Below are 23,482 nucleotides of genomic sequence, written 5' to 3' on the forward strand. Positions count from 1 at the left end.
GCTTAACGCGCACCGTCGTAACCAAACTGACGCCAGGACTCATACACAAATACCGATACCGCATTCGACAGATTCATGCTTCGACTATCTGGCAGCATAGGAATGCGCACCCGTTGCCCGGGCGGTAACGAGTCGATGATGTCATCGGGTAATCCGCGGGTTTCCGGCCCGAACAATAACGCGTCACCCTTTTTGTATTGCACATCAGAGTGAAACGCTTTGCCTTTGGTGGTACATGCAAATACCCGTGCTGGCTGACGCTCTTCAAGAAAACGCTCGAAACTGGCATAGCGCTTAACTTCTGCAAACTCGTGATAATCCAGCCCTGCCCGACGCACCCGTTTATCATCCCAGTCAAAACCCAACGGCTCGATAAGATGCAGTGCATAACCGGTATTGGCACACAGGCGAATAATGTTACCGGTGTTAGGTGGAATTTCTGGCTGGTATAACACGATGTCTAACATGCTGGTTCACTCTTTTCTAAGTCGGGCGGCATTATGAGAGGTTTCGTGCAGCCGGTCAAAATTCGCTGCTAAAGAAATCGAATATACGCTTCATCACCGGTTGGCGAATGGTGTCTTTCTCAATCAGAATTTCATGGCGGGCAGCTTCTACCAGAATATATTCGGCATCCGGCATGTTCGCTACTACCCTTTGCTGGCGCTTATTGTCGACCACGGTATCTTCGCCAGCTCCGAACACCAGGGCAGGCAATGTAATTTGCTGCGCATGTTGTTCCACCTTCCACATGGCGGCACTGGCCGCGGCAAGCCATTGCGGAGTTACTCCGCCTAGCTGAATCTCGGGCTGTTCAGCGTACAGGTTTCTGAATAACTGATAACGTATCTCACTACTGGTAAGCCGGTTAACCATAAAATCATCGGCATGATAATCGCGCTGACCAAAAAAATAGCCCGAACTCCCCGGCAGCAGCCAGTTGGCGCAGCGGTTAACTCCGATTAAAACTTTAGCCAGCCATTCGGGTAAAGCCGGACGAATCCCAAACATGGGCGAACCAAATACCACCCGATTAAACTGGGCAGGCCGTTGCAGGATAGTTAGCGCACCAATGGCTGAGCCCATGGAATGGCACAGCAGATTTAACGCCCCGCGCTGCTGTGGGGTAACAATCTCATCGATAAAGTGGCACATGTCATCCACATAGTGCTGAAAATCGTCGATGTATCCCTGGTGAGGATTAACCGTCATACGGCCAGACAGCCCCTGCCCCCGGTGATCAAGCACAAATACCGCAAAACCGTTGCGGTAAAGCTCATAAATCACTTCTTTATATTTAAGCAGTGATTCAATGCGGCCAGAGCTGATAAGCACCGATTGCCTGGCTTGCTCGGGAACACAGAAGGCATAACTAACTCTGATATCACCGTTTCCCTGAAAACTTCCCTGGGTCACATGCGTCTGCCAGAACGGCACAATGTGCTCTGAGAATTGTTGTTCTAACCGGGATTCGGTACACAGGTACCAGTTATGCTCTGTCATAGGATTTACAGGGATGTTGCCAAATGGTGTTCAGCTTGAATTAATCCCCCCCTGATGGCAATGTAATTTTGGTTATAGCGACATTCACGAAAAAGGAAAATCGAATGAACAAAGCAATCAGGATGCTGGGATTGGGCGCGTTAATAGCGTTTTGTAGCACAGCCTGGGCAGCCACCCAACCGCCAAGACAAGCCCCCACAATGTCTGCCGATGATATTGAGCTGGCCGAATCCAGTTTAATTGTGCGTATTGACCCCAAATACCCGTCTCAGGCCGCCCGCGACGGCCTGGAAGGTTGGGTTATGCTGTCTTACAACATCGATAAGCATGGCAGCGTTAGCGATATTGCGGTGCTCGACGCCAGCCCCAAAGGGATCTTCGACCGCGAAGCTCGCAGGGCACTGGCTAAATGGCGCTATAAACCCGCCGTTAAAGGCGGCAAAACACAGGCTGTACCAGGCGTAATGGTGTTACTGGAGTTTAACCTTAGCGACTAAATGGCGGTGTTTACTTACCGTAATCCGGCACCAGACGCTGATGACCGGCATCGCTGAACAAGGGCGAAGTGACCACCAGATCGGCGGTAGCCGGGGTACAGGCTACCGGAACATTCCATACAGAACACAATCTCAGCAGCGCTTTAACATCGGGGTCGTGAGGCGCCGGATTGAGTGGATCCCAAAAGAAAAACAACGCATCGAGCTTATTTTCCGCGATAAGTGCCCCGATTTGCTGATCCCCGCCGAGCGGCCCGCTTTTATAGCGATGCACTGACAAACCAGTTTCATCACTGATTAATTTCCCCGTTGTGCCAGTGGCAACCAGATTAAACGGGGCTAATAACGCCTTGTGGTGTTTGACCCATTGGAGTAATTCGGCTTTTTTGTGGTCGTGGGCGACCAGAGCAACAGTGCGGGCTGTCATGGGATATCCTGTTTTTATTTGTATGATTTTTGGCGAACTATGGCAAATCCTGCTACATCCGGCAAGAAATACAACATAAATTGTTGAAAAACCGTAAAGCCATTCATTTCCTTTAAATATTTATACAAAATTATTGCATAAATATGCCAAGATTGTATCATTAGCAGCAATTAAGATTCCGCACATTGTCTGTGCCTGACTAAACTATCAGTGTAGCGGAAGAAAATGACAGGATTAGGACATGAATATTAAAACCAACCGGCATTTCCCTGCGGTTGCTTTATCACAGTTTAGCTCTCCCCTGGCTGGCTACACTATGCAGTGCCTGTGGCGACGATGGAGTTCATCAACGCCGAAGAAGTAATGCACTAGTATGCGTAGCGCACTTTTTACCTTTGTGGTTTTATCGGCCTGCTCACAAGCACCAACACAAAGGTAAAAAGTGTTTTTTTAATTTTGTAACCAATCAATTTCAAACGATCAGATTATGTTTAACGTAGCAGTGATAGGCGCCAGCGGCTATACCGGGGCGCAGTTAGTGAGTTTAATCAGTGGACATTCACACATGACCTTGCAGCATGTACTGGTGTCTGAAAACAGTCAGGATGCCGGCAAGACGATTGCCCAGCTGCACGGTAACCTCGCGCACCTGACCCAACACGTACTTGAGCCATTAGCCCCGCACCGTCTGGCCGAACTGGCAGACTCTATGGATGCGATATTCCTGGCCACCCCTCACGAAGCCAGCCACGACTGGATGGCTGAGTTATCTGCCGGTAAAGCTAAAGTATTCGATTTGTCTGGCGCGTTCCGCCTCAAAGACACCGAAGTGTTTGCCAAACACTATGGCTTTGCGCACACCTCGCAGGAATGTCTGGCCCAGGCGGTCTATGGTCTTGCTGAATACAATGCCGATGCCATCAGCCAGGCCAGTATTGTGGCGGTTCCAGGATGTTATCCCACCGCTTCTTTGCTGGCGTTAAAACCTTTACACGATGCCGGTCTGCTGGACAACAGCGTACGCCCAATCATCAATGCCGTTTCCGGCGTAAGTGGTGCCGGTCGTAAAGCCAGCCTTGGTACCAGTTTCTATGAAGTGAGCCTGCAGGCTTATGGGGTGCTGGGTCATCGTCATACGCCGGAGATCGAACTCCACCTGGGTACGCCCGTTATCTTCACACCGCACCTGGGTAATTTCAAACGTGGGATCCTGGCTACGGTTACCGTTAAGCTAGCAAGTGGTACCAGCCAATCGACACTGGATAATCTGTATAGCGAAGTGTATGGTGACCAGCCTGTTGTGCGTTTGCGCGAAAGTTTCCCTAAAATTGATGATGTTGCGCATACGCCGTATTGCGATCTGCACTGGAAAGTCGACGAGCAATCAGGCTACGCCGTGATTACCAGTGCCATCGATAACGTGATGAAAGGCGCGGCCTCGCAAGCCATGCAGTGTGCCAATTTAGCGCTGGGTTTCCCGGCGACCGAGGGATTAATCAATGGCTGACATATCATCGCCGGTGGTTATAAAAGTGGGTGGCGCTCTGCTGGAAAATCCTCAGATTGCCGGCCAGTTATTGGCTGAGATCAAAACACTGCAAAGCCAGCGTCCGGTAATATTAGTCCATGGCGGTGGCCCGCTGGTGGAAACCTTACTGGCCGCCATGCAACTTACCAGTACCAAGATCGACGGTTTACGGGTAACCCCCGATGAACAAATGCCATTTGTTTGTGGCGCACTGGCTGGCAGTGCCAATAAAAGTTTATGCGGCCTGGCTATTGGTGCCGGTATCACACCGGTGGGACTATCTTTGCTGGATGGTGGCATAACCGATTGTAAAGTACTGAATGAAAATTACGGCGCAGTGGGCGTACCGGCTGCCGGCAAACCAGAGTTGCTTAATCAGCTGCTCAGCGCCGGCTTTCTGCCCGTTATAAGCTCGATTGGCAGCAACGCCGAGGGGCGTTTGCTCAATGTTAATGCCGATCAGGCAGCCACTGTAATTGCTGAACTGATGGGCGGCGATCTGTTGCTGCTGTCAAACGTTGACGGCGTATTTGATGGCGACAAACTACTGATACATGAACTCGACCAGCCACGGCTTGATGAAGAAGTGGCTAAAGGCGTGATCAAAGACGGCATGTTGGTTAAAGTGGCAGCAGCAATGCAGGCCGCCACCGAACTGGCTAAGCCGGTAACTATTGCAAACTGGTCAGCGCCGCTGACAGCAATATTGGACAATCAAACCGGAACCCGCGTAATTCCGGCCTCCCAGACATCTGGAGTATAAAATGAAGCAGGATTTATTGACGTTTGCTAACTGGACACCAGAGCAAATGCAGGAGCTATTGTCATTAGCGGTACAAATTAAACAGGCGCCACAAGCTTATTCACAGGCGTTGGCGGGCAAGTCCATTGTTGCCCTGTTTGAAAAACCATCGCTGCGTACGCGCGTCAGCTTCGATATTGGTATTAACCGTTTAGGCGGACACATGGTTTACTTAGACAGTCAGTCCAACAAGCTGGCTGGTCGTGAGGACTCAGTAGACGTGGCCGCTAACCTGGCTTGCTGGGCAGATGCCATTGTCGCCCGGGTATTTTCTCACAGCACGCTGGAAACCTTTGCCGAAGCGGCCAAGGTTCCGGTAATCAACGCGCTGTGCGACAAATACCATCCTTGTCAGGGCTTAGCCGACTACCTCACCCTGTTCGAAAAATTTGGCAGTTGTGAAGGCCTGACCATGGCTTATGTGGGCGATGGCAACAATGTTACCCATTCGCTGCTTATCGTAGGCGCGCTGCTGGGTTGTCATCAGGTAGTTGTGACTCCTGAAGGCCATGAAGCCAGCCCTGAGATGGTTGCTCAGGCCAAAGCTATCGCCGCCAAGACCGGCGTAAAAATCGTTGAGTCAAATGACGTTGCGGCAGCCAAAGGCGCCAACGTGATTTACACCGATACCTGGTTATCAATGGGCGATGACACGCCACTTGAAACCATTAAAGACAAATTCATGCCGTACCAGGTTAACGAAGCCCTAATGGAACTGACCGGTGCAACCCACGTGTTGCACTGTCAGCCTGCTCACCGCGACCTGGAAATTACCGGCAGCCTGATGGACAGCGATGCGTCGTTGTTAATGCAGCAGGCTGAAAACCGGATGCACGGCCAAAACGCAATTTTAACCCATTTACTTGGAGCCTAGTCAGGACACTCATTATGCGCAAAATCAATAAAGTTGTGCTTGCCTATTCAGGCGGTTTAGACACATCAGCCATCATTCCCTGGTTAAAAGAAAACTATGACTGTGAAGTAGTTGCTTTCGCAGCCGATGTTGGTCAGGGTGACGAAGAGCTGGAAGGCTTAAAAGAAAAAGCCATCGCCACCGGTGCCAGCGAATGTTACATCGTTGACCTGAAAGAAGAATTCGTTAAAGAATATATCTTCCCAACCATTACCACCGGCGCAATTTATGAAGGTGAGTACCTGCTGGGTACATCCATGGCCCGCCCGGTTATCGCCAAAGCGCAGGTAGAAATTGCCCGTAAAGTCGGCGCCGATGCGCTGTGCCACGGTTGTACCGGTAAAGGTAACGACCAGGTTCGTTTTGAAGGCGCATTCAACGCGCTGGCCCCTGATTTAGCGGTTATCGCGCCATGGCGCGAGTGGGATATGGTATCCCGTGAAGATCTGCTGGCTTATCTGGCCGAGCGTAATATCAAAACCACCGCATCAGCCACCAAGATTTACAGCCGTGATGCCAACGCCTGGCACATTTCTCACGAAGGCGGCGAACTGGAAGATCCATGGTGTGAGCCTAGCAAACAGGTCTGGACCATGACGGTTGATCCGGAAGAAGCGCCGGATCAGGCAGAGCGTATTAACCTGAAGTTTAACGAAGGCGCGCTGACTCACGTAAACGGCAAAGAAGTTTCACCGTACGAAGGCCTGGTTGAGCTTAACAATCTGGCTGCCGCCCACGGTGTTGGCCGTATCGACATCGTTGAAAACCGTCTGGTTGGTATGAAGTCGCGTGGTTGTTACGAAACTCCGGGAGGCACAGTACTGCTCAAAGCGTATAAAGCGCTGGAAACCATGGTACTGGACAAAGCTTCACTGAAATACCGTGAACAACTGGCGCTGGAGTTCTCTCACGTAATGTATGACGGCCGTTGGTTTACGCCGCTGAGCGATGCCCTGATTGCTGGCGCAGCCTCTTTTGCCAAGTACGTGACTGGTGAAATCGTGGTTAAGCTTTATAAGGGCCAGGCTACGGTTACTCAACGTCAGTCACCAAACAGCCTGTACTCTGAAGACTTCGCTACCTTTGGCGCCGACGACGTATACGACCAGAAGCACGCTGAAGGCTTTATCCGCCTGTTCAGTTTATCAAGCCGTATTGCGGCCTTGAAAAAGCAGGGAGAGTAATCATGGCATTGTGGGGAGGCCGGTTCGCTGCCGGCAGCAGTAACATGTTCCGTCAGGTCAACGACTCATTGCCGTTCGACCAGGCCATGGCCGCGCAGGATATGGAAGGTTCAATCGTATGGTCACGGGCACTGGCAAAAGCCGGCGTGCTGACCAGCGAGGAACAGCAGCAACTCGAAGCTGCACTCAGCGAATTAAAAGCCCAGGCGGAAGCCGGTGAAATCGACTTTAACGCCAGTGGCGAAGAAGACATTCACAGCTTTGTCGAAGCAGCCTTAATTGACAAGCTCGGCGACGTGGGGCGTAAACTGCACACCGGCCGCAGCCGTAACGATCAGGTTGCGACAGATTTCCGCTTGTGGTGCCGTACCCACATTGAGTCATTAAAAGCCGATGTGACGGCAGTGGTTCGCAGCCTGCTGCATACCGCCAGTCGTCACCAGCAAGCGATTATTCCCGGCTATACGCACTTACAGCGCGCCCAGCCGATCCGTTTCCCGCACTGGTGCTTAGCCTATGTGGAAATGTTTAAACGCGACCTGAGCCGGTTAAACGATTTACATGAACGCATGAATCAGTGCCCGCTGGGCTCTGGTGCACTGGCCGGTACTACGTACCCGGTCGACCGTCATGAAATCGCCGATCAACTGGGTTTCAGTGGCCCCTGCTTGAACAGCCTGGATGCGGTATCAGACCGTGACTTCGTGCTGGAGCTGCTATTTACCGCCAGCACCAGCATGATGCACCTGTCGCGTCTGGCTGAAGATTTAATTTTCTATAACTCTGGCGAAGCCGGTTTTCTGCAACTGGGCGACAGCGTGACCTCTGGTTCATCACTGATGCCGCAGAAGAAAAACCCCGATGCGCTGGAATTACTGCGCGGCAAATGCGGCCGGGTATTTGGCCACTTGCAGGCGCTGCTGGTCACCATGAAAGGTCTGCCTCTGGCGTACAACAAAGACATGCAGGAAGACAAAGAAGGTGCCTTTGATGCCGTGAATCAATGGCACTGCTGTCTGTGTATCGCTTGTGAAGTGCTCGACAGTCTGGCGCTTAACGAAGAACGCTGCCGGATTGCCGCCGCCCAGGGCTATTCTAATGCCACTGAGCTGGCCGATTACCTGGTAGGTAAAGGCATTCCGTTCAGAACGGCTCATGATATCTCTGGTCAGGTAGTATTACTGGCACTGGAGCAGAATGCACCCATTGAAGATTTATCGCTGGCACAGCTGCAATCAGTGTGCAGTGATATTGATGAAGATGTTTACCCGGTTCTCCAACTCGAATATGGCGTGGATAAGCGCAATATTCTGGGTGGAACCAGTGCTGAGACGGTCACCAAGGCACTGTACGAAGAACTGGAAAAACTGGATAAGTTAGGATAACTGCAAATGGTGCTATCGCATCACGAAAGTATTGGATTATTCAGAAGCTCGGCGCCTTACATCAATGCACACCGGGGTAAAACCTTTGTGCTGATGTTTGGCGGCGAGGCCATTGAAGACGATAACTTTCCCAATATTATTCAGGATATCGCACTGCTGAGCAGTCTGGGGGTACGTCTGGTACTGGTGCACGGTGCCCGCCCGCAAATTGATCAACGGGTAGCCCTGCGTAAAACCGAGGCGCGCTTTAGTCACGACGTGCGTATTACCGATAAAGAAACCCTGGAATGCGTAAAAGACGCAGCTGGCTCGGTGCGCTGCCATATTGAAGCGTTGCTGACCATGGGTTTACCCAACTCACCTATGCACGGTGCGCATATTCGCGTGTGTACGGGTAATCTGGTGGTCGCTAAACCTATGGGTGTACTCGACGGTGTAGACTTTGAAAACACCGGTCAGGTGCGTCGTATCGACACCACAGGTATCAACGACCACCTTAATGATGGCTCTATCGTGCTACTGTCGCCGATGGGCTACTCTTCTACCGGTGAAGTGTTTAACCTGTCTCACGAAGATGTGGCAACCCAGGCCGCGATCGCGCTGGAAGCCGATAAACTGGTGGTATTCTCCAACTATTCGGGCATTTTCCGTAAAGACGGCAAGCTTATTCGCACCATTGAGCGAAACCTGCTTGAACAGTTACACCGCGACGATGAGCTGATGACCGAAGCCACGGTTATCCGCGCACTGACTACCAGCGTGGCAGCGGGCATTCCTCGTGCTCACTGTGTCAGTTATGAAACCGATGGTGCCCTGCTGCAGGAATTATTTACCCGTGACGGTGCCGGTTCACTGGTGATGGAAAACCACTACGAGCAGCTTCGGGAAGCCACCATCGACGACGTGGGCGGCATCCTCAATCTCATCAAACCGCTGGAAGAAAGTGGTGTATTGGTGAAACGTTCCCGGGAACGGCTGGAGAATGAAATTCATCAGTTTATTGTGATAGAACGGGACGGCATGATCATCGCCTGTGCCGCGCTTTACCTTTATCCTGATGACGGCTCAGCCGAGCTTGCCTGTGTAGCAACCCACTCCGATTATCGGGGTAAAAACCGTGGCGAGCGGATCCTCGATGAAGTTCGCGAACGCGCCATTGCCGCCGGTATTCAGCGCCTCTTCGTTTTAACCACTGTGACCGGTCACTGGTTTCTGGATCAGGGTTTCAAGGCGGCGGATGTTGACGCGCTGCCAGCTCAAAAGAAAGAGCTGTATAACTTTCAGCGTAAATCAAAAGTCTACACCCTCGATTTATAGCTATAGCCTGCACTGTAGCCGGGTTCCCCGGTTGCAGTGGAAGCGTCACGAAAAATCCCCCTCTTTCATATTGTTAAGAGTTGGTTATAATTGGCTCAAACTGGTTAGACCAGAAGGTCATTTATGCTTTCTCCCCACGCTGTCACCATTGAGTGTACAGACGATATTGCTTTATCCGGCTTACTCTATAAGCCATTAGATTCACCCGTTGCGGCGGTAATGATTGCGCCGGCTACGGGCATCAAACAAGGATTCTATACCCGCTTTGCCACCTTTCTGGCCGAACAGGGTATTGCCGTGCTGACCTTTGATAACCGCGGCATCGGAGACTCACCCAAAACCCGCAAAGTGATGCGCGAAACCCGCTTACAGGACTGGGGCCAGAAAGACATGCCGGCAGCACTGGCTTTTCTACAACAACAGTATCCAGAGCAGCCACTGCACCTGATTGGCCACAGTGCCGGCGGCCAGTTGGCAGGACTAATGCCCAACGCCACCGAGCTGACCAGCATTATTACCTACGGCAGCTCATCCGGCTGTTTACGTAACTTTACCGGCGCCTATAAGTACCAGGCACAGTTTTATATGAACGTGTTTATTCCAGTGACCAATGCGTTATTTGGCCGTACTCAGTCCCACTGGATGGGTATGGGCGAACCGCTGCCGAAGGGAGTGGGTGCTCAGTGGCGTCGTTGGTGTAACGGTCAGGGGTATGCCAAAACTGAGTTTGGCAGCCATATTCAGCAGCAATATTATGACCAGCTTACCCAGCCGGCATTATGGATACGCGCAGTCGACGACCAAATCTCTCCACAGATCAATATGGAAGATATCCTCACCGTTTATGAAAATCTGAAGGTTACACGCAAAGTAATCGAACCTGCTGAGCATGGTCTCGGGCATCTTGGTCATATGCGTTTTTTCTCGAAACACGGACTGCCGTTTTGGCCGGATATTGTGAGCTGGATCGTTAAACATTCCTGATCCTAATCCGCTAGAAGTGTGCAAAAAAAGAGGGGGCACTCCATCGCCCCCTGAGGATCAAAAGAAGGGAACCACAAGCGCTTCACCCATCCGGATTGACGCCGTTGTGACACATCTGAAAAGCAATGTGCAATGCATGCCCTAGTGAAGCAAATGCATTACACTTTAGTATAATCAAGAGCCGTGCCAAATAGACTTTATCTTTATTTTACAGATAGTTAATTAAATACAGCGGAAAAACAGGCGGATAAAGGGTGGGTAAATGTTGCAAAACGATAACAGTTTTTACCGACTGCGCAGCTGCGCAGCCGGTAATCGGGCCAGAATCAGATACTGACCCGCTTGTAGGGACGGTATTCCGCGCGCCAGTAGTTTTTCTCAATGCTGGCTAGCAGGTTGTCGTCAGTTTGCTCCAGTGCCAGTCCTTGCTGCATTGCCACCTTGGCAACATCAAAGGCAATCTGGCGACTCAGGGCCGAGATCTTACGCAGTGGTGGCAACAACTCCCCCTCACCGGTATTGGCCAGCGGTGAAGCATTGGCCAGCGCGTTACTGGCAGCCATCAGCATTTCGTCACTGATTAAGCGTGCCTTTGAGGCAATCACGCCCAGGCCGATCCCCGGGAAGATATAACTGTTATTACACTGGGCAACCGGGTAAACATTGCCTTCGTATTCCACAGGCTTGAAGGGGCTGCCGGTAGCAATAACCACTTCCCCGTCGGTCCATTCGATCACCTGCTCCGGACGGGCCTCAACCTGGCGGGACGGATTGCTGAGCGGGAATATGATAGGCAGTTCTGTATGCCTTTTCATGGCGCGTACCACATGCTCGGTAAATAAGCCTGGCTGACCGGACACACCAATCAGCACATCGGGCTGTGCGCAGTTAACCACATCCAGCAATACCGGATATTCACCGCTGAACGACCACTCAGCAATTTCTTCCTGGGTATGTTGCAGGCGTTGTTGGAAGTCCCGCAGGCCATCCTGCCCTTCCATGACCAGTCCGTAACGGTCGACCATAAATATTTGCTTACGCGCCTCTGCATCGCTGAGACCTTCAGAAACCATTTGCTGGATCAGCATTTCGGCAATACCGCAGCCGGCAGAGCCTGCGCCCACAAACACTACTTTCAGCTCCGAGAGTTTCGCTTGTTTCATGCGGCATGCCGCCAGAATGGTACCTAGAGTGACTGCCGCAGTGCCCTGGATATCATCATTAAAGCAGCACACCTCGTTGCGATAACGGTTCAACAGTGGCATTGCGTTGGGCTGAGCGAAGTCTTCAAACTGAATCAGCGCTTCCGGCCAGCGTCGGTTTACGGCCCGAATAAACAAATCGAGGAATTCATCGTACTCCGCCTGGCTTATACGAGGGTGACGCGCCCCCATATACATTGGGTCATTAAGCAGTTTTTCGTTATTGGTTCCCACATCCAGCATCACCGGTAAGGTGTAGGCAGGTGAAATACCACCGCAAGCGGTATACAGGGAAAGCTTACCGATAGGGATCCCCATCCCGCCAATGCCCTGATCACCAAGGCCGAGGATTCGCTCTCCGTCGGTTACCACAATGACTTTGACCTTACGTTTAGTCGCATTGCGGACGATGTCATCAATCTGGTCGCGCTCTTCCCAGGAAATAAACAGGCCTCTTGAACTGCGATAGATATCGGAGAATTGTTCACAGGCGTCGCCCACCGTAGGGGTATAAATAATCGGCATCATTTCTTCAATGTGCGACTGGATCAGGCGGTAAAACAGGGTTTCGTTGTTATCCTGAATGGCACGTAAATAAATATGCTTATTCAGGGGCTCATCAAAGGAGTTATATTGCAGATAAGCCCGTTCCACCTGTTCTTCGATGGTTTCGTAGCGCGGGGGTAACAGACCGGTAAGGTTAAAACGGGCCCTCTCTTTAGCGCTGAACGCACTGCCTTTATTCAGTAGGGGGGTTTCCAGCAAAGACGGGCCGGCATGCGGTATATACAAATATCGCTTATCGTCATCAGACATTATTAGTAACCAGTTTCTTATTTTGTTGTTTTGAGTATAGACGTTAGAAGATTTCCTCTACGTCAGGCGTTGAGTCTTCCTGCTCAGCCGGATCCATGACTTCGTCATCTAAGACATACACGGTCGGCTCAGTGCCCCTCAGGAAATACTCGAATAGTGTGGTATGGTCTGTGCGCCGGGTCAACTTCCCACTGGTACGATCAATCCGTACCCGCACAATATCATCTGGTACTGACATGGCTTCTTCCGGCTCGTCCTCGAGAGCCACCTGCATAAAGCGAATCCACGCTGGTTGTGCCGCCATGGCACCGCTCTCGGTGCCCACCATAGCGTTACCCATCCAGCCAAACCGATCAGGATCGCGCTTAGCCAGCGGATTATTATAAGCCGCGCGACCCAGCTGCCTCGTCATGTCATCAAAACCAACCCAGGCAGTTGCCACCAGGTTACGGCTAAAGCCACTGAACCAGGCATCCCGGGAGTCGTTGGTGGTACCGGTTTTACCAGCCAGGTCGGTGCGCTGCAGAATATTTCTCGCCCGCCAGCCAGTCCCCTGCCAGTAGGTCTTTTTATTCCAGCTACCATTGGCTCTTACAGCGGTGCGCATCATATCGGCAACCAAAAAGGCATTTTGCGGCGTAATCACCCGGGGGGCTACCAACACTTCATCACTATCGGTCTGTACCGGCAGCGACTGGTTTAACTCGGCGGCCAGCAGCGCTTCGATATCCGCTTCCTCGCTGACCGGTTGCTGTTGTGGAGTATTGGTCTCATCACAGTCGTTGCAGGCAACCACCGGATTGGTTTGCCAAAGTACTTCACCCGTCTCGTTCAGTACCCGGTCGATAAAGTAAGGTTCAATCAGAAAGCCGCCGTTGGCAATGGTGGCCATGCCGCGCACTATTTCCAGCGGCGTATGGGAGCTCGAGCCCAGCGACACGGTTTCATCGCGGTGGATATCGGCCTTATCGAGACCAAACCGGGTGAGGTGTTCAATGGTATTATCCAGCCCTACGCCACGCAGTAAGCGCACTGATACGACGTTCTTCGATTTACCCAGAGCCACCCGCATACGGATAGGACCGTCATATTCTGCCGGTGAGTTTTGCGGACGCCAGGCCACACCCGTAGCTTCGTCCCATTCGTTGATGGGCGCATCGTTGATAATACTGGCCACAGTGTAGCCGTTGTCGAGTGCCGCAGAATAAACGAACGGCTTAATGTTTGAGCCCACCTGACGCTTAGCCTGTGTAGCGCGGTTGAACTGGCTTTGGTAGAAACTGTAGCCGCCTACAATGGCTTGTACCGCGCCGTCATGAGGGTCTAATGCCACAAAGGCGCCACTTACCTCTGGCAACTGTGCCAGACGCCACTGATTATCCTGTTCCCTGATATAGACAATGTCGCCCGCATTAACAATATCAGAGGCCTGAGCTGGAGGTTGTCCTTGTCGGCTATCACTTAAAAACGGCCGCGCCCAGTCCATCCCTTCCCATTCAATCACCCGTTCGATGCCGGTGACGTCACGGGTAGTAAAAGATTGTTCATCAACACTGGTAACAGCCACCGGAAACACAAAACCAAACGCGCCGGCGTTATCCAGTTGGTTGATGAGGGTTTCTTCGGTTACTTCACAGGGCCAGTCAGGATAGAGCGAGTCACTATCACATTCCGTCGATGTCTCTTCCGGGTTCGGTTCTTCGTTGTTCTGCTCCTGTGGCCATAAACGAGCCACAGCGCCGCGATAACCGTGGCGTTCATCATAATCGTGAAGATTCTGTTTCACCGCATTTTGCGCGGCTTGCTGTAATTCAGACGAAACCGTCGCGTAAACCTGATAACCGCCGGTTTCAGCTTCTTCCTTGCCGTACAGCGTCACCATTTCTGAGTAAATCAGGTCGGCCAGATAAGGCGCGTCCAGTTCGATTTCGGCACCGTGTTTTTCAGCTGTCACCGGCGCACTGGCCGCTTCTTCAAATTGCTGACGGGTGATATACCCTTCATCCAGCATCCGCAGCAACACGATACGACGACGCTCGACTGAGCGTTGTGGGCGGCTTACCGGGTTTAATACCGAAGGCGCCTGGGGCAGTCCGGCCAGTGTGGCAATTTGCGCCAGGGTTAGCTCGTCGAGCCGCTTACCGTAATACACCTGAGCGGCGGCACCAAAACCAAACGACCGGTGCCCCAACTCAACTTTGTTTAAATACAATTCGAAAATTTCGTCTTTGCTGAGCTCAGTTTCCATGTGCAGAGCAATAAAGACTTCCTTAATTTTGCGAATATAGGTTTTCTCGCGGGTTAAGAAGAAGCCCCGGGCCAGCTGTTGCGTGAGAGTACTCGCCCCCTGACTTTTCTCACCGGTCAATACAAGGTTAATGAAAGCCCGGGTGATGCCGATAGGATCAATACCAAAGTGTTCGTAAAAACGATTGTCCTCGGTGGCCAGAATCGCTTTTTGCAGCAGATCCGGCGCCTGGTCAAGGGTAACCGGTATGCGGCGTTTTACACCATACTGGGAGATGAGTTTGCCGTCATGAGTGTAGATACGCATAGGCGTTTGCAGCCGCACATCCTTGAGGATTGCAACGCTGGGCAGGTCCGGCTTGATATAAAAATAAATACCCGTGAGTGCAATACCGCCGAGCAGTGCACCGACAAATCCGAGTAATAAGAAGGTTTTGATATACTTCACAATAAGAATAAACAGGGCTTTTTTGCCAAAATGACTTATATTTTATACCTAAGTGTATTTATTAGAACCATTAAATGGAAAAAATTTAAGTAACATCTTATGTTAGAAATTGATCGCAAGTAAATGAGACTCAGTTGATATGCTAAAATCGCTGTTCAAAAAAAAGCAACCCCCCATTGTCGGACTCGACATTGGCACCCGTTGCATCAAGGCAGTTGTGCTGGAAGGCGCTGAAGGCGACTACACGCTGACCGCGTTTGCCTGCGAGCCGATTATTAAAGATGCATTCAGAGAGCGAGAGATCACCGACTTCGACGCTGTGAGTGTGGCGCTGCGTAAAGTACGTCTGGCACTTAAGAATAAAATTAAGCCAGCAGCCATTGCCGTAGCCGGCACATCCGTAATCAGTAAAATTGTTCATATGGAGCCTGACCAAACTGACTATGAGCTGGAAGGGCAGATAGAAGTAGAGGCCGACAGCCTGATCCCCTACCCGCTGGAAGAAGTTTATCTGGACTTCGAGGAAGTGGGTATGAGTGAAACCCATTCTGGCAAAGTAAACGTGTTGCTTACCGCCGCCCACCGCGATGTGGTAGATAGCCGCTCAACGCTGGTACGTGAACAAAGCTTCGAGCCGAAAGTGGTGGATGTGGAAACCTACGCAATGGGTAACGCGGTAGATTACTTTTATCCTCATGGCGAAGAAGCCCAGCGCATATGCTGCATCAATATTGGTGCCTCCCTCCTGCAGGTTTGCGTGTGGGACGATGGCAAGACTGTGTATACCAAAGAGCACACCTTCGGCGTAGATTCACTGCTGCAGGATTTGTCTCTGGTACATATGCTTGACCGTAAAGACACCGAAGAGCAGTTAATCAACAACACCCTGCCAAGTAACTGGATCAGCGATACCCTGCCTATTTTTGCGGCAAATCTGCAGCAGCAAATTAATCGTGCCTTACAAATGTACATGAGCACCATGCAGGCCAATCGCCCGGACAAGATCGTCCTGATCGGTGCTGGCGCGGTTATCCCGGCACTAGTAGATACCTTACAACAGGATCTCGGCATTGAGGTGGAAGTCTTTAATCCATTTGCCAATGTCAAAATCAGCGACAAACTGAATACTGAGCAGGTCGAGCAGGTTGCACCGTTACTGGCAATTGCTGCAGGCCTGGCCAGTCGGGGGATGTCAAGATGGCACATGTAAACCTTCTGCCCTGGCGTGAACAACGCCGTCAGCAGCAGAAACAACAGTACATTGTTGTGCTGGCGTTTGTGGCCATTATGACGGGTTTAATCTTCTGGTTAATTGGCCAGATTATCGACACCCAGATCAGTAATCAAAACTCGCGCAACCAATATCTGCAAACCCAGATTACCTCTCTGGAGAGTCAGATTGCGGAAATCAAACGCATTAAAGAAAGTAAATCGGCCATTGAGCAACGCATGGCCCTGATTGAACAACTGCAAAGCAGCCGTAATCTGGCTCCTCAGGTGCTCGATGAACTCGCTCGTATTGTGCCGCAGGGCGTTAGCTTTAAATCGCTCCAGCGCACCGGCTCCAGCCTTCAGGTACGTGGCACCAGTGAGTCAAACAACCGCCTGGCCGAATTTATGCGCCAGTTGGAAACATCAAAAGTGTTCACTTCCGGCGAACTGTCATCCATCGTGGCTGACACCAGCGCCACTGATGCGGTTAGCGAATTTACCCTGACCTTTTCGATTACCGAACAGGTTGCCATGGAAAAAGAACAGCAAGAAAGAGGTGGCAAATGAAAAAGTTTGACTTTGCCAAATTAAAAGAGATTAACGACCTCGATTTTGAACAAATTGCCATCTGGCCATTTGAGGTAAAAACCGTTGTTGCCTTATTCATTGTGATTGTGGTGTCTGGTATCAGCTATTTCGGTATTGTTAGTCCCAAGCTACCGCTGTTGGATCAGGCTGAAGCCAAGGAAGCCGAGTTAAAAATGCAGTTTCAGGCAAAATACCGTCTGGCGGCTAACCTTTCGGCGTACAAACAACAGCTGGCCCAAATCGAAGAAGATTTTTCCTCGATGTTAAAATCGCTGCCCACCCGCAACGAAACGCCCGGGCTGTTGGATGACATCACCTATGTAGGAACCAGCGCTGGCCTTACTTTCCGACTGTTAAACTGGGAAAAAGAAATTCCCAAAGAATTTTACACTGAGCTACCTATTCGTATCGAGGTATCCGGTGGCTATCACAATTTTGGTGAATTCGTGTCTAAAGTGGCCGACTTACCGCGAATAGTGACCATGCACGATTTTGAAGTGCACACCGACCAGGGCGGTTTACGCCTGAGTCTGCTGGCCAAAACATACCGTGCCGCCAACACCGAGAACAAGGAGAGTAAGTAATGTCGCAATTTACTCGCCTCCTGGGGATCGCAGTGGTAGCCTTGACCGCGACAGGTTGTGCGCCGCATATTGACGATTTGGTGGCTTACACCAACGAAGTCAGACAAAACACCAAACCCAGTATCGAACCTTATCCGGAATTTGAACAAAAACCGGTGTTCGTTTACGACGCGCAAGGGTTTCGTAGTCCGTTTGTCCGCCCGAAAGCCAGCCGGGCGCCCGTGGTTGCTCAGGTAAAAGCAAATTGTTTACAGCCTGATGCCAACCGTACCCGTGAGCCTCTTGAAGCCTACGGCATAGATGCTTTGTCACTCACCGGTAGTTTCCGCTCAGACGGTGACACCTGGGTGTTATTTAAAACCAATGATGGCGGGCTTTACCAGGCTAAAAAAGGCAGCCGCCTGGGTTTGTTCTTCGGACAAATCATCAGTATTGGCAACGACAAAGTGATTATTGAAGAGCTTGTTCCTGACGGCACTGGCTGCTGGCAGAAGAAAGAAACTACGCTAACGATGAAGTCGTGAGCAGGAGATTATTAGATGTCTAAGCGATATATCTTTAACGAAAGACTAAATCGGCAAACCAAACGCCGCTACTGGGTAGCTGGCGCCGTGGTCACGTTTTTACTATTTAATGTAGTTGCCGCTGAGCTCAGAGCTCAGGAATCTCCGCAATTGATTAACCCGAATGCCGAAGCTGAGAAAGTCTTTAAGTCGACACTGAAAGACATCGACTTTACCCGTGGCGCTAATGGTCTGGCAGTTACCACGCTGACCATGAATAACCGGGATGTGGAACCTCAGGTGATAGAAGCCAACGGTAAGTTAGTACTTACACTACCCGCAACCGAGCTCGCGGAAGATCAATTAATCGAACTGGATGTAACGGCGTTTGGCACGCAGGTAACCACTATCGAGACCTTTCAGGAGAAAGACTCATCGCGCATTGAATTTAATTACACCGGTAACGTAATCACTAACACTGAGCAGGACGGTAAAACCCTGACGGTGACTGTCAGTCCCATGAGCCAGGAGCAAATGGCCAAACTGGAAAAGAGCCAGTATGAAGGTGAGCCAATTTCCCTCGACTTCCAGGACGTTCCGGTTCGCCAGGTATTGCAGATTATCGCCAAAGTGAACGGATTTAACCTGGTGACCACCGATACGGTTACCGGCAATGTATCGATTAGCCTGACGGGTGTGCCCTGGGATCAGGCGCTGGATATGATTCTAAAAATTAAGGGGTTAGATAAACGTCAGGAAGGTAACATTTTACTGATCGCTCCCAGCGAAGAGCTTTCTCAGCGTGAAACCCAAAAACTGCAGTCAGACCAGCAGGTTGCGCAACTGGCACCACTTGCTTCAGCCAGCATTACGGTTAACTACGCGAAAGCCGCTGAATTATCGCAGATTCTGAAAGCCGAAGAAGGCGCCGGTGGTATTCTGACCGACCGTGGCACCGTTACGGTAGACAGTCGTACCAATACCATTCTGGTTCGTGATACGCAGGCGTCTATTGATGAAGCCCGCCGGGTCATTGAATCACTGGATATTCCGGTGAAACAGGTATTAATCGAATCACGCATGGTAACCGTGCGCGATAATGTGGACGAGCAGCTGGGCGTGCGCTGGGGTTTCTCTGACCGTCAGGACGAAAACGGCGTGTCAGGCTCACTCTCCGGAGCAGAAACTATAGCAGGCGGCAATGTCCCGGCCCTGAGTGACAGACTTAATGTTAATCTGCCGGTAGCCAGTGCCGCAGGCAGTATCGGCTTTCAAATTGCCAGCCTGGCTGATGGCACCATTTTAGACCTTGAATTATCGGCCCTGGAGTCAGAAAACAAAGGTGAAGTGATTGCCAGCCCGCGTATTACCGTGGCTAACCAGCAGGAAGCCTACATTGAACAAGGTACAGAAATACCTTATTCACAGGCTACTTCCAGTGGTGCCACCTCGGTAGAGTTTAAAAAGGCCGTGTTAAGCCTCAAGGTAACGCCGCACATCACCCCGGATAACCGTATCATTCTGGATTTGATTGTTACTCAGGATACCCGTGGTGAAACCGTCCAAACCGCTACTGGTGATGCCGTGGCCATCGATACCCAGGAAATTAAAACCCAGGTATTGGTAGAAAACGGTGAAACCATTGTCCTCGGTGGTATCTTTCAACAGGTTAACAGCAATGATGTGAGTAAAGTGCCACTGTTTGGCGATTTGCCGGTGGTTGGCGCATTGTTCCGCAATAGCTCAACCGTGTACCAAAAACGTGAACTGCTGATTTTCGTAACGCCTAAAATCGTTACCGAAGCACTGTAATTTTTTATGCCTCAGGCAGGAAACCCCTGTCTGAGGCAATAATTTTCGTCTTTTCTCCCCCCAATCCGGTTCTTAATCCTTTGGCTAAGCTTCATTTTTGGCGCTTTCGCCCTAATCCCTGCAACAAAACTTGCATAGCGGTCTGAGAAACTGAGATAATCCCGCTCTCGAAATTTTTACGAGGTTTTGTGTATGTGCTTATTAGCGACAAAATAAGCACGTGTGAACGGGTGGTTGAGGAAAACAGAACATTCTGCCCTTAACATAGATAAGTTGTGAAATAAGCAAATATGGCTGAAAAACGTAATATCTTTTTGGTTGGTCCAATGGGAGCAGGTAAAAGTACCATTGGTCGTCACTTAGCAGATGAGTTACACCTCGAGTTCTTCGATTCCGATCAGGAGATTGAACGTCGTTCTGGCGCAGACATTACCTGGATCTTTGATCTCGAAGGTGAAGATGGATTCCGCAAACGCGAAGAAAATGTCATTAATGATTTAACTGACAAACAAGGTATTGTGCTGGCCACTGGCGGCGGTTCTATTATGACCAAAGCAGTGCGTAACCGCCTGTCAGCGCGTGGTATTGTAGTGTATCTGCAAACCACCATCGACAAACAGGTTGCCCGTACCCAGCGCGACAAGCGTCGCCCCTTGTTACAAAAGGATGATCCGGAAAAGGTATTAAGAGAACTCGCTGAACTGCGTAACCCACTGTACGAAGAAGTGGCCGATTATGTGGTTGAAACCGACGATCAGTCAGCGCGAGCCGTTGCTAACCAAATTATAAGCAAGATTGGGTTATAACATTTAAAGGAGCTACAGGCGTGTCAACCTTAACCGTAGAACTTGACGAGCGTAGCTACCCTATTCAGATTGAAGCCGGACTGTTATCGCAGCCCGGCTTTTTTGTGCCCTACATCAAAGGGCAACGTGCTGTTATCGTCACCAACGAAACTGTGGCACCCCTTTATCTGGAGCGGGTACTGGCGGCTTGCGGAGACAAGCAAACCGATGTCATCACTTTACCGGATGGCGAACAATATAAAACTCTTGAGCAGTTTGAAGTAGTAATGACCCGCCTGCTGGAAATTAACGCAGCCCGGGATGTCACTCTGATTGCCCTGGGCGGCGGTGTCATCGGCGACCTGTGCGGCTTTGTTGCAGCCACCTATCAGCGGGGCGTACCCTTTATTCAGGTACCTACCACCTTGTTATCGCAGGTAGATTCATCCGTAGGCGGTAAAACCGCGGTAAATCATCCCCTCGGCAAAAATATGATTGGCGCGTTTTATCAGCCTGTGCTGGTAGCTATTGATATCACCACGCTTAACACCCTGCCAGAGCGTGAATTTGCCGCCGGTATGGCAGAAGTCATTAAGTACGGCATTATTTATGACGCTGCGTTTTTTGACTGGCTGGAAGCCAATCAGCAAAATCTTAAATCACTCGAGCCAGAGGCCCTTGGCAAGGCTATTTTCCGTTGCTGTCAGATCAAAGCTGAGATTGTGGCTCAGGATGAACGTGAAGGCGGTATTCGTGCGCTGCTTAACCTTGGCCATACTTTCGGCCACGCTATCGAAGCCGAACAGGGTTATGGCAACTGGCTACATGGCGAAGCGGTAGCGGCTGGTATCATCCTTGCTTGTAAAACGGCAGAACACCTTGATTGGTTAACACCGTCAGAAACCCGTCGTGTTGAAGCGCTCCAGCAGCAATTTAAGCTGCCGGTTGCCGGCCCTGACAGTATGTCTGTGGCTGACTACATGCGCCATATGGCACGCGACAAGAAGGTCGAGGCAGGTCAGATCCGTTTTGTTATCCCCCAGGGCATTGGCAAAGCGGTGGTAACCAAAGACGTTACCCAGCCTATTCTGGACACGGTATTAAGTTAATCGGGTAATATAACTGGCCGTTTAATGAGGAAACTACCGTGGCATCTGAGCTGCACAGCAGGCTTGAATATTTAGTCAACTACTCGTCTCAGCTGATTTTTGTCAGCGGAGACAGTATTGCTGAGCAGCAACGCACGCTGGAATCCTTCGTTTTTCAGCAGTCCGACAACACCGAACTGGCGTTTATTACCGCCGAGCCGGATATGCAGGTCACCGATTACCGTGGCACCCTTTGCAAACAACTCCTTGGCCAGGTTGTGGGCAGTTATATCCGGCCGTTAAATGAATTGCTCGCCGGTCTTAATCATCATGATGGACCGGTACTCATCACCATCACTCAGGCGCAACATATTCCCAATAGTTTCCTGCAGGAATTGTGGGATTTGGTTTTACAAAGCCGGTTTGCCAATAATAAACAGCACCTTAATGTGCTGCTATTTGGTGAAAGTGACTGGGCCGAACAAGCCAAAGAGTGGCTGCCGGCCAAGAATACCAACACGCCCCTGTTGATTAGCAGCCAGTCGGTATCTACCCAGCAATACAGCAGTGATGTGGATAAATTACTGGCTGAGCGCCGGGCCGCTTTTGAACGTTACCGTCAGGAACGCGGCGAAGCAGGCGCTCCCCCGCTCACCGATAACCGTTTACGTTCACCCTGGCTGTGGATTGGCGTAACGCTGGTGTTTTTATCCTGCTTTGTTGCGATTATGGGCTGGCAATACGGGGCTACCATGACCACCCTGTTTGATCCGCTCGATAGCAACGAACCGAGAAACACGCAGACTATAACTGATGAGCCAGAAGCGCTTATCAAGCCGACCCGAACACTGAGTATTGTAAAGCAGGATAATACCGCCGCTATGGACCAGCAGCCGGTAACAGAAGCTGAACTGCCGACTGCTCAGCCGCGCGTTATGGCCAGTTTTAATGATGCAATTAAAGCGATTCCGGCCCCAGCCAACAATCAGGTTACCAACGATAAACCCAATACCAAGGAACCGCTCGCGGCTACGGATGTAACAGAGCCTTCTTCGGCAGAAGCCGCCACCGCACAAAACGCTCAGCCACAGCAAGTTACTGCATCAGCTGAAACAGTAAATTCTTCAGAGCCTGCGGAAGTAACTAACATTCAGGCCGCGCCGCTACGAGACTCGCTGAATACCGGAACAGTGCAATTAGCCAATGATCAACCGGCCAATAGCGATGCCGGTCAGTACTGGATTCAGATTGCCGGCATGAAAGATTTGGAGCTGGCCCGGGATTTCCTAACGGATCATCAGCTCACCAGCCAGGTCACTATTTACAAAACCTATCGCTACGGTGGTGACTGGTATGTCATTCTGTGGTCAACGCCCGCTGCCTCTTTACCAGCCGCTCAGCAGCAACTGCAGGCCTTACCGCAATTTCCTGGCAGCGACAAGGCATTCGTTAAAGCCGGTAACCAGGTAAAAGCAGAAATAGCCAGTATCCCCTAATAATTATCGATTTCTGGCTATTGTCGGTTGTCGAGATCCGCGCTGACAGATACAATCAATGATTCGTTAAAGTTGAATGCCACCCAAGGGTAACCTTTCCGGGTGCGGGATGCTGGGCTTTGTGGCAGTTGTTCACAATATCCCCAATAATAAAAATCATA

22 protein-coding genes are annotated in these 23,482 nt (G+C 50.9%); 17 read left to right on the forward strand and 5 right to left on the reverse strand.

The features are described 5' to 3' along the window. Positions 1-2: 2 nt before the first annotated feature. Entirely contained in the window at positions 3-467 is a 465-nt protein-coding gene (gene trmL, locus D9T21_RS21940) for a tRNA (uridine(34)/cytosine(34)/5-carboxymethylaminomethyluridine(34)-2'-O)-methyltransferase TrmL (protein WP_105936200.1), read from the reverse strand. A gap of 55 nt (positions 468-522) precedes the next feature. After that, positions 523-1,503 carry an alpha/beta fold hydrolase gene (locus D9T21_RS21945; RefSeq protein ID WP_123327295.1) on the reverse strand — a complete coding sequence of 327 codons (981 nt, stop codon included), beginning with the start codon at positions 1,501-1,503 and terminating at the stop codon, positions 523-525. 104 nt (positions 1,504-1,607) lie between these two features. Here D9T21_RS21945 and D9T21_RS21950 point away from each other — a divergent pair, with 104 nt between their 5' ends. Next, complete coding sequence (locus D9T21_RS21950; RefSeq protein ID WP_123327296.1) at positions 1,608-2,000, forward strand: energy transducer TonB; 393 nt, start codon at positions 1,608-1,610, stop codon at positions 1,998-2,000. 10 nt (positions 2,001-2,010) lie between these two features. On the opposite strand, the gene D9T21_RS21955 is transcribed toward D9T21_RS21950, so the two are convergent. Continuing rightward, a complete protein-coding gene (locus D9T21_RS21955) occupies positions 2,011-2,427 on the reverse strand; it encodes a methylglyoxal synthase (RefSeq protein WP_123327297.1) in 417 nt (138 codons plus the stop codon). 241 nt (positions 2,428-2,668) lie between these two features. On the opposite strand from D9T21_RS21955, the gene D9T21_RS23195 reads away from it, so the two are divergent. The 8 genes from D9T21_RS23195 (at position 2,669) to D9T21_RS21990 (ending at position 10,540) form a co-directional block, all read left to right on the forward strand. After that, a complete protein-coding gene (locus D9T21_RS23195; protein ID WP_277423869.1) occupies positions 2,669-2,791 on the forward strand; it encodes a hypothetical protein in 123 nt (40 codons plus the stop codon). Positions 2,792-2,914: 123 nt separating this feature from the next. Continuing rightward, positions 2,915-3,934, forward strand: coding sequence for an N-acetyl-gamma-glutamyl-phosphate reductase (gene argC, locus D9T21_RS21960; RefSeq protein ID WP_123327298.1), 1,020 nt, complete (start codon positions 2,915-2,917; stop codon positions 3,932-3,934). Then, positions 3,927-4,718 carry an acetylglutamate kinase gene (gene argB / locus D9T21_RS21965; protein WP_123327299.1) on the forward strand — a complete coding sequence of 264 codons (792 nt, stop codon included), beginning with the start codon at positions 3,927-3,929 and terminating at the stop codon, positions 4,716-4,718. The genes argC and argB overlap by 8 nt, the downstream gene beginning before the upstream one ends. A 1-nt stretch (position 4,719) precedes the next feature. Beyond that, positions 4,720-5,631, forward strand: coding sequence for an ornithine carbamoyltransferase (locus tag D9T21_RS21970; RefSeq protein ID WP_123327300.1), 912 nt, complete (start codon positions 4,720-4,722; stop codon positions 5,629-5,631). Between the two features lie 14 nt (positions 5,632-5,645). Then, a complete protein-coding gene (locus D9T21_RS21975; protein ID WP_123327301.1) occupies positions 5,646-6,854 on the forward strand; it encodes an argininosuccinate synthase in 1,209 nt (402 codons plus the stop codon). Positions 6,855-6,856: 2 nt separating this feature from the next. Beyond that, positions 6,857-8,239, forward strand: coding sequence for an argininosuccinate lyase (argH, locus tag D9T21_RS21980; protein ID WP_123327302.1), 1,383 nt, complete (start codon positions 6,857-6,859; stop codon positions 8,237-8,239). Between the two features lie 6 nt (positions 8,240-8,245). Then, a complete protein-coding gene (gene argA, locus D9T21_RS21985) occupies positions 8,246-9,556 on the forward strand; it encodes an amino-acid N-acetyltransferase (RefSeq protein ID WP_105936208.1) in 1,311 nt (436 codons plus the stop codon). Positions 9,557-9,679: 123 nt separating this feature from the next. After that, positions 9,680-10,540: an alpha/beta hydrolase family protein gene (locus D9T21_RS21990; protein ID WP_123327303.1), complete on the forward strand. Its 861-nt coding sequence runs from the start codon at positions 9,680-9,682 to the stop codon at positions 10,538-10,540. A 326-nt stretch (positions 10,541-10,866) separates the two neighbouring features. Here D9T21_RS21990 and D9T21_RS21995 read toward each other — a convergent pair whose 3' ends face one another. After that, entirely contained in the window at positions 10,867-12,558 is a 1,692-nt protein-coding gene (locus D9T21_RS21995; protein WP_123327304.1) for an NAD-dependent malic enzyme, read from the reverse strand. Positions 12,559-12,601: 43 nt separating this feature from the next. Beyond that, the gene (locus D9T21_RS22000; protein WP_123327305.1) at positions 12,602-15,253 is read right to left on the reverse strand and encodes a penicillin-binding protein 1A; all 2,652 of its coding nucleotides are present in this window, start codon (positions 15,251-15,253) and stop codon (positions 12,602-12,604) included. A gap of 139 nt (positions 15,254-15,392) precedes the next feature. On the opposite strand from D9T21_RS22000, the gene pilM reads away from it, so the two are divergent. From pilM to D9T21_RS22040, 8 genes are all read left to right on the forward strand, one after another. After that, positions 15,393-16,463, forward strand: coding sequence for a type IV pilus biogenesis protein PilM (pilM, locus tag D9T21_RS22005; RefSeq protein WP_123327306.1), 1,071 nt, complete (start codon positions 15,393-15,395; stop codon positions 16,461-16,463). Further along, positions 16,451-17,032: a PilN domain-containing protein gene (locus tag D9T21_RS22010; RefSeq protein ID WP_123327307.1), complete on the forward strand. Its 582-nt coding sequence runs from the start codon at positions 16,451-16,453 to the stop codon at positions 17,030-17,032. The genes pilM and D9T21_RS22010 overlap by 13 nt, the downstream gene beginning before the upstream one ends. Then, positions 17,029-17,637, forward strand: a complete 609-nt coding sequence (locus D9T21_RS22015) for a type IV pilus inner membrane component PilO (protein WP_123327308.1) — start codon at positions 17,029-17,031, stop codon at positions 17,635-17,637. The genes D9T21_RS22010 and D9T21_RS22015 overlap by 4 nt, the downstream gene beginning before the upstream one ends. Then, a complete protein-coding gene (locus tag D9T21_RS22020; protein ID WP_123327309.1) occupies positions 17,637-18,161 on the forward strand; it encodes a pilus assembly protein PilP in 525 nt (174 codons plus the stop codon). The genes D9T21_RS22015 and D9T21_RS22020 overlap by 1 nt, the downstream gene beginning before the upstream one ends. 15 nt (positions 18,162-18,176) lie before the next feature. Further along, on the forward strand, positions 18,177-19,952 hold the full coding sequence (locus tag D9T21_RS22025; protein ID WP_123327310.1) for a type IV pilus secretin PilQ: 1,776 nt from the start codon (positions 18,177-18,179) through the stop codon (positions 19,950-19,952). Between the two features lie 290 nt (positions 19,953-20,242). Further along, entirely contained in the window at positions 20,243-20,758 is a 516-nt protein-coding gene (aroK, locus tag D9T21_RS22030; RefSeq protein WP_105936217.1) for a shikimate kinase AroK, read from the forward strand. Positions 20,759-20,778: 20 nt separating this feature from the next. After that, entirely contained in the window at positions 20,779-21,846 is a 1,068-nt protein-coding gene (gene aroB / locus D9T21_RS22035; RefSeq protein WP_123327311.1) for a 3-dehydroquinate synthase, read from the forward strand. Positions 21,847-21,884: 38 nt separating this feature from the next. Then, positions 21,885-23,321, forward strand: coding sequence for an SPOR domain-containing protein (locus tag D9T21_RS22040; RefSeq protein ID WP_123327312.1), 1,437 nt, complete (start codon positions 21,885-21,887; stop codon positions 23,319-23,321). Positions 23,322-23,482 lie beyond the last annotated feature (161 nt).

The sequence above is a fragment of the Marisediminitalea oceani genome, from assembly GCF_003731635.1.
In the GTDB taxonomy this organism is placed as follows: domain Bacteria; phylum Pseudomonadota; class Gammaproteobacteria; order Enterobacterales; family Alteromonadaceae; genus Alteromonas; species Alteromonas oceani.

Bases quoted from the DNA above. Each gene is read 5' to 3' on its own strand.
- aroK (WP_105936217.1), top strand. From the start codon at position 20,243: ATGGCTGAAAAACGTAATATCTTTTTGGTTGGTCCAATGGGAGCAGGT.
- D9T21_RS22020 (WP_123327309.1), top strand. From the start codon at position 17,637: ATGTCGCAATTTACTCGCCTCCTGGGGATCGCAGTGGTAGCCTTGACC.
- D9T21_RS22010 (WP_123327307.1), top strand. From the start codon at position 16,451: ATGGCACATGTAAACCTTCTGCCCTGGCGTGAACAACGCCGTCAGCAG.
- argC (WP_123327298.1), top strand. From the start codon at position 2,915: ATGTTTAACGTAGCAGTGATAGGCGCCAGCGGCTATACCGGGGCGCAG.
- argB (WP_123327299.1), top strand. From the start codon at position 3,927: ATGGCTGACATATCATCGCCGGTGGTTATAAAAGTGGGTGGCGCTCTG.
- pilM (WP_123327306.1), top strand. From the start codon at position 15,393: ATGCTAAAATCGCTGTTCAAAAAAAAGCAACCCCCCATTGTCGGACTC.
- D9T21_RS21950 (WP_123327296.1), top strand. From the start codon at position 1,608: ATGAACAAAGCAATCAGGATGCTGGGATTGGGCGCGTTAATAGCGTTT.
- trmL (WP_105936200.1), bottom strand. From the start codon at position 467: ATGTTAGACATCGTGTTATACCAGCCAGAAATTCCACCTAACACCGGT.
- D9T21_RS21995 (WP_123327304.1), bottom strand. From the start codon at position 12,558: ATGTCTGATGACGATAAGCGATATTTGTATATACCGCATGCCGGCCCG.
- D9T21_RS21975 (WP_123327301.1), top strand. From the start codon at position 5,646: ATGCGCAAAATCAATAAAGTTGTGCTTGCCTATTCAGGCGGTTTAGAC.
- D9T21_RS23195 (WP_277423869.1), top strand. From the start codon at position 2,669: ATGAATATTAAAACCAACCGGCATTTCCCTGCGGTTGCTTTATCACAG.
- D9T21_RS21955 (WP_123327297.1), bottom strand. From the start codon at position 2,427: ATGACAGCCCGCACTGTTGCTCTGGTCGCCCACGACCACAAAAAAGCC.
- D9T21_RS21970 (WP_123327300.1), top strand. From the start codon at position 4,720: ATGAAGCAGGATTTATTGACGTTTGCTAACTGGACACCAGAGCAAATG.
- D9T21_RS22025 (WP_123327310.1), top strand. From the start codon at position 18,177: ATGTCTAAGCGATATATCTTTAACGAAAGACTAAATCGGCAAACCAAA.
- D9T21_RS21945 (WP_123327295.1), bottom strand. From the start codon at position 1,503: ATGACAGAGCATAACTGGTACCTGTGTACCGAATCCCGGTTAGAACAA.
- argH (WP_123327302.1), top strand. From the start codon at position 6,857: ATGGCATTGTGGGGAGGCCGGTTCGCTGCCGGCAGCAGTAACATGTTC.
- argA (WP_105936208.1), top strand. From the start codon at position 8,246: ATGGTGCTATCGCATCACGAAAGTATTGGATTATTCAGAAGCTCGGCG.
- D9T21_RS21990 (WP_123327303.1), top strand. From the start codon at position 9,680: ATGCTTTCTCCCCACGCTGTCACCATTGAGTGTACAGACGATATTGCT.
- D9T21_RS22015 (WP_123327308.1), top strand. From the start codon at position 17,029: ATGAAAAAGTTTGACTTTGCCAAATTAAAAGAGATTAACGACCTCGAT.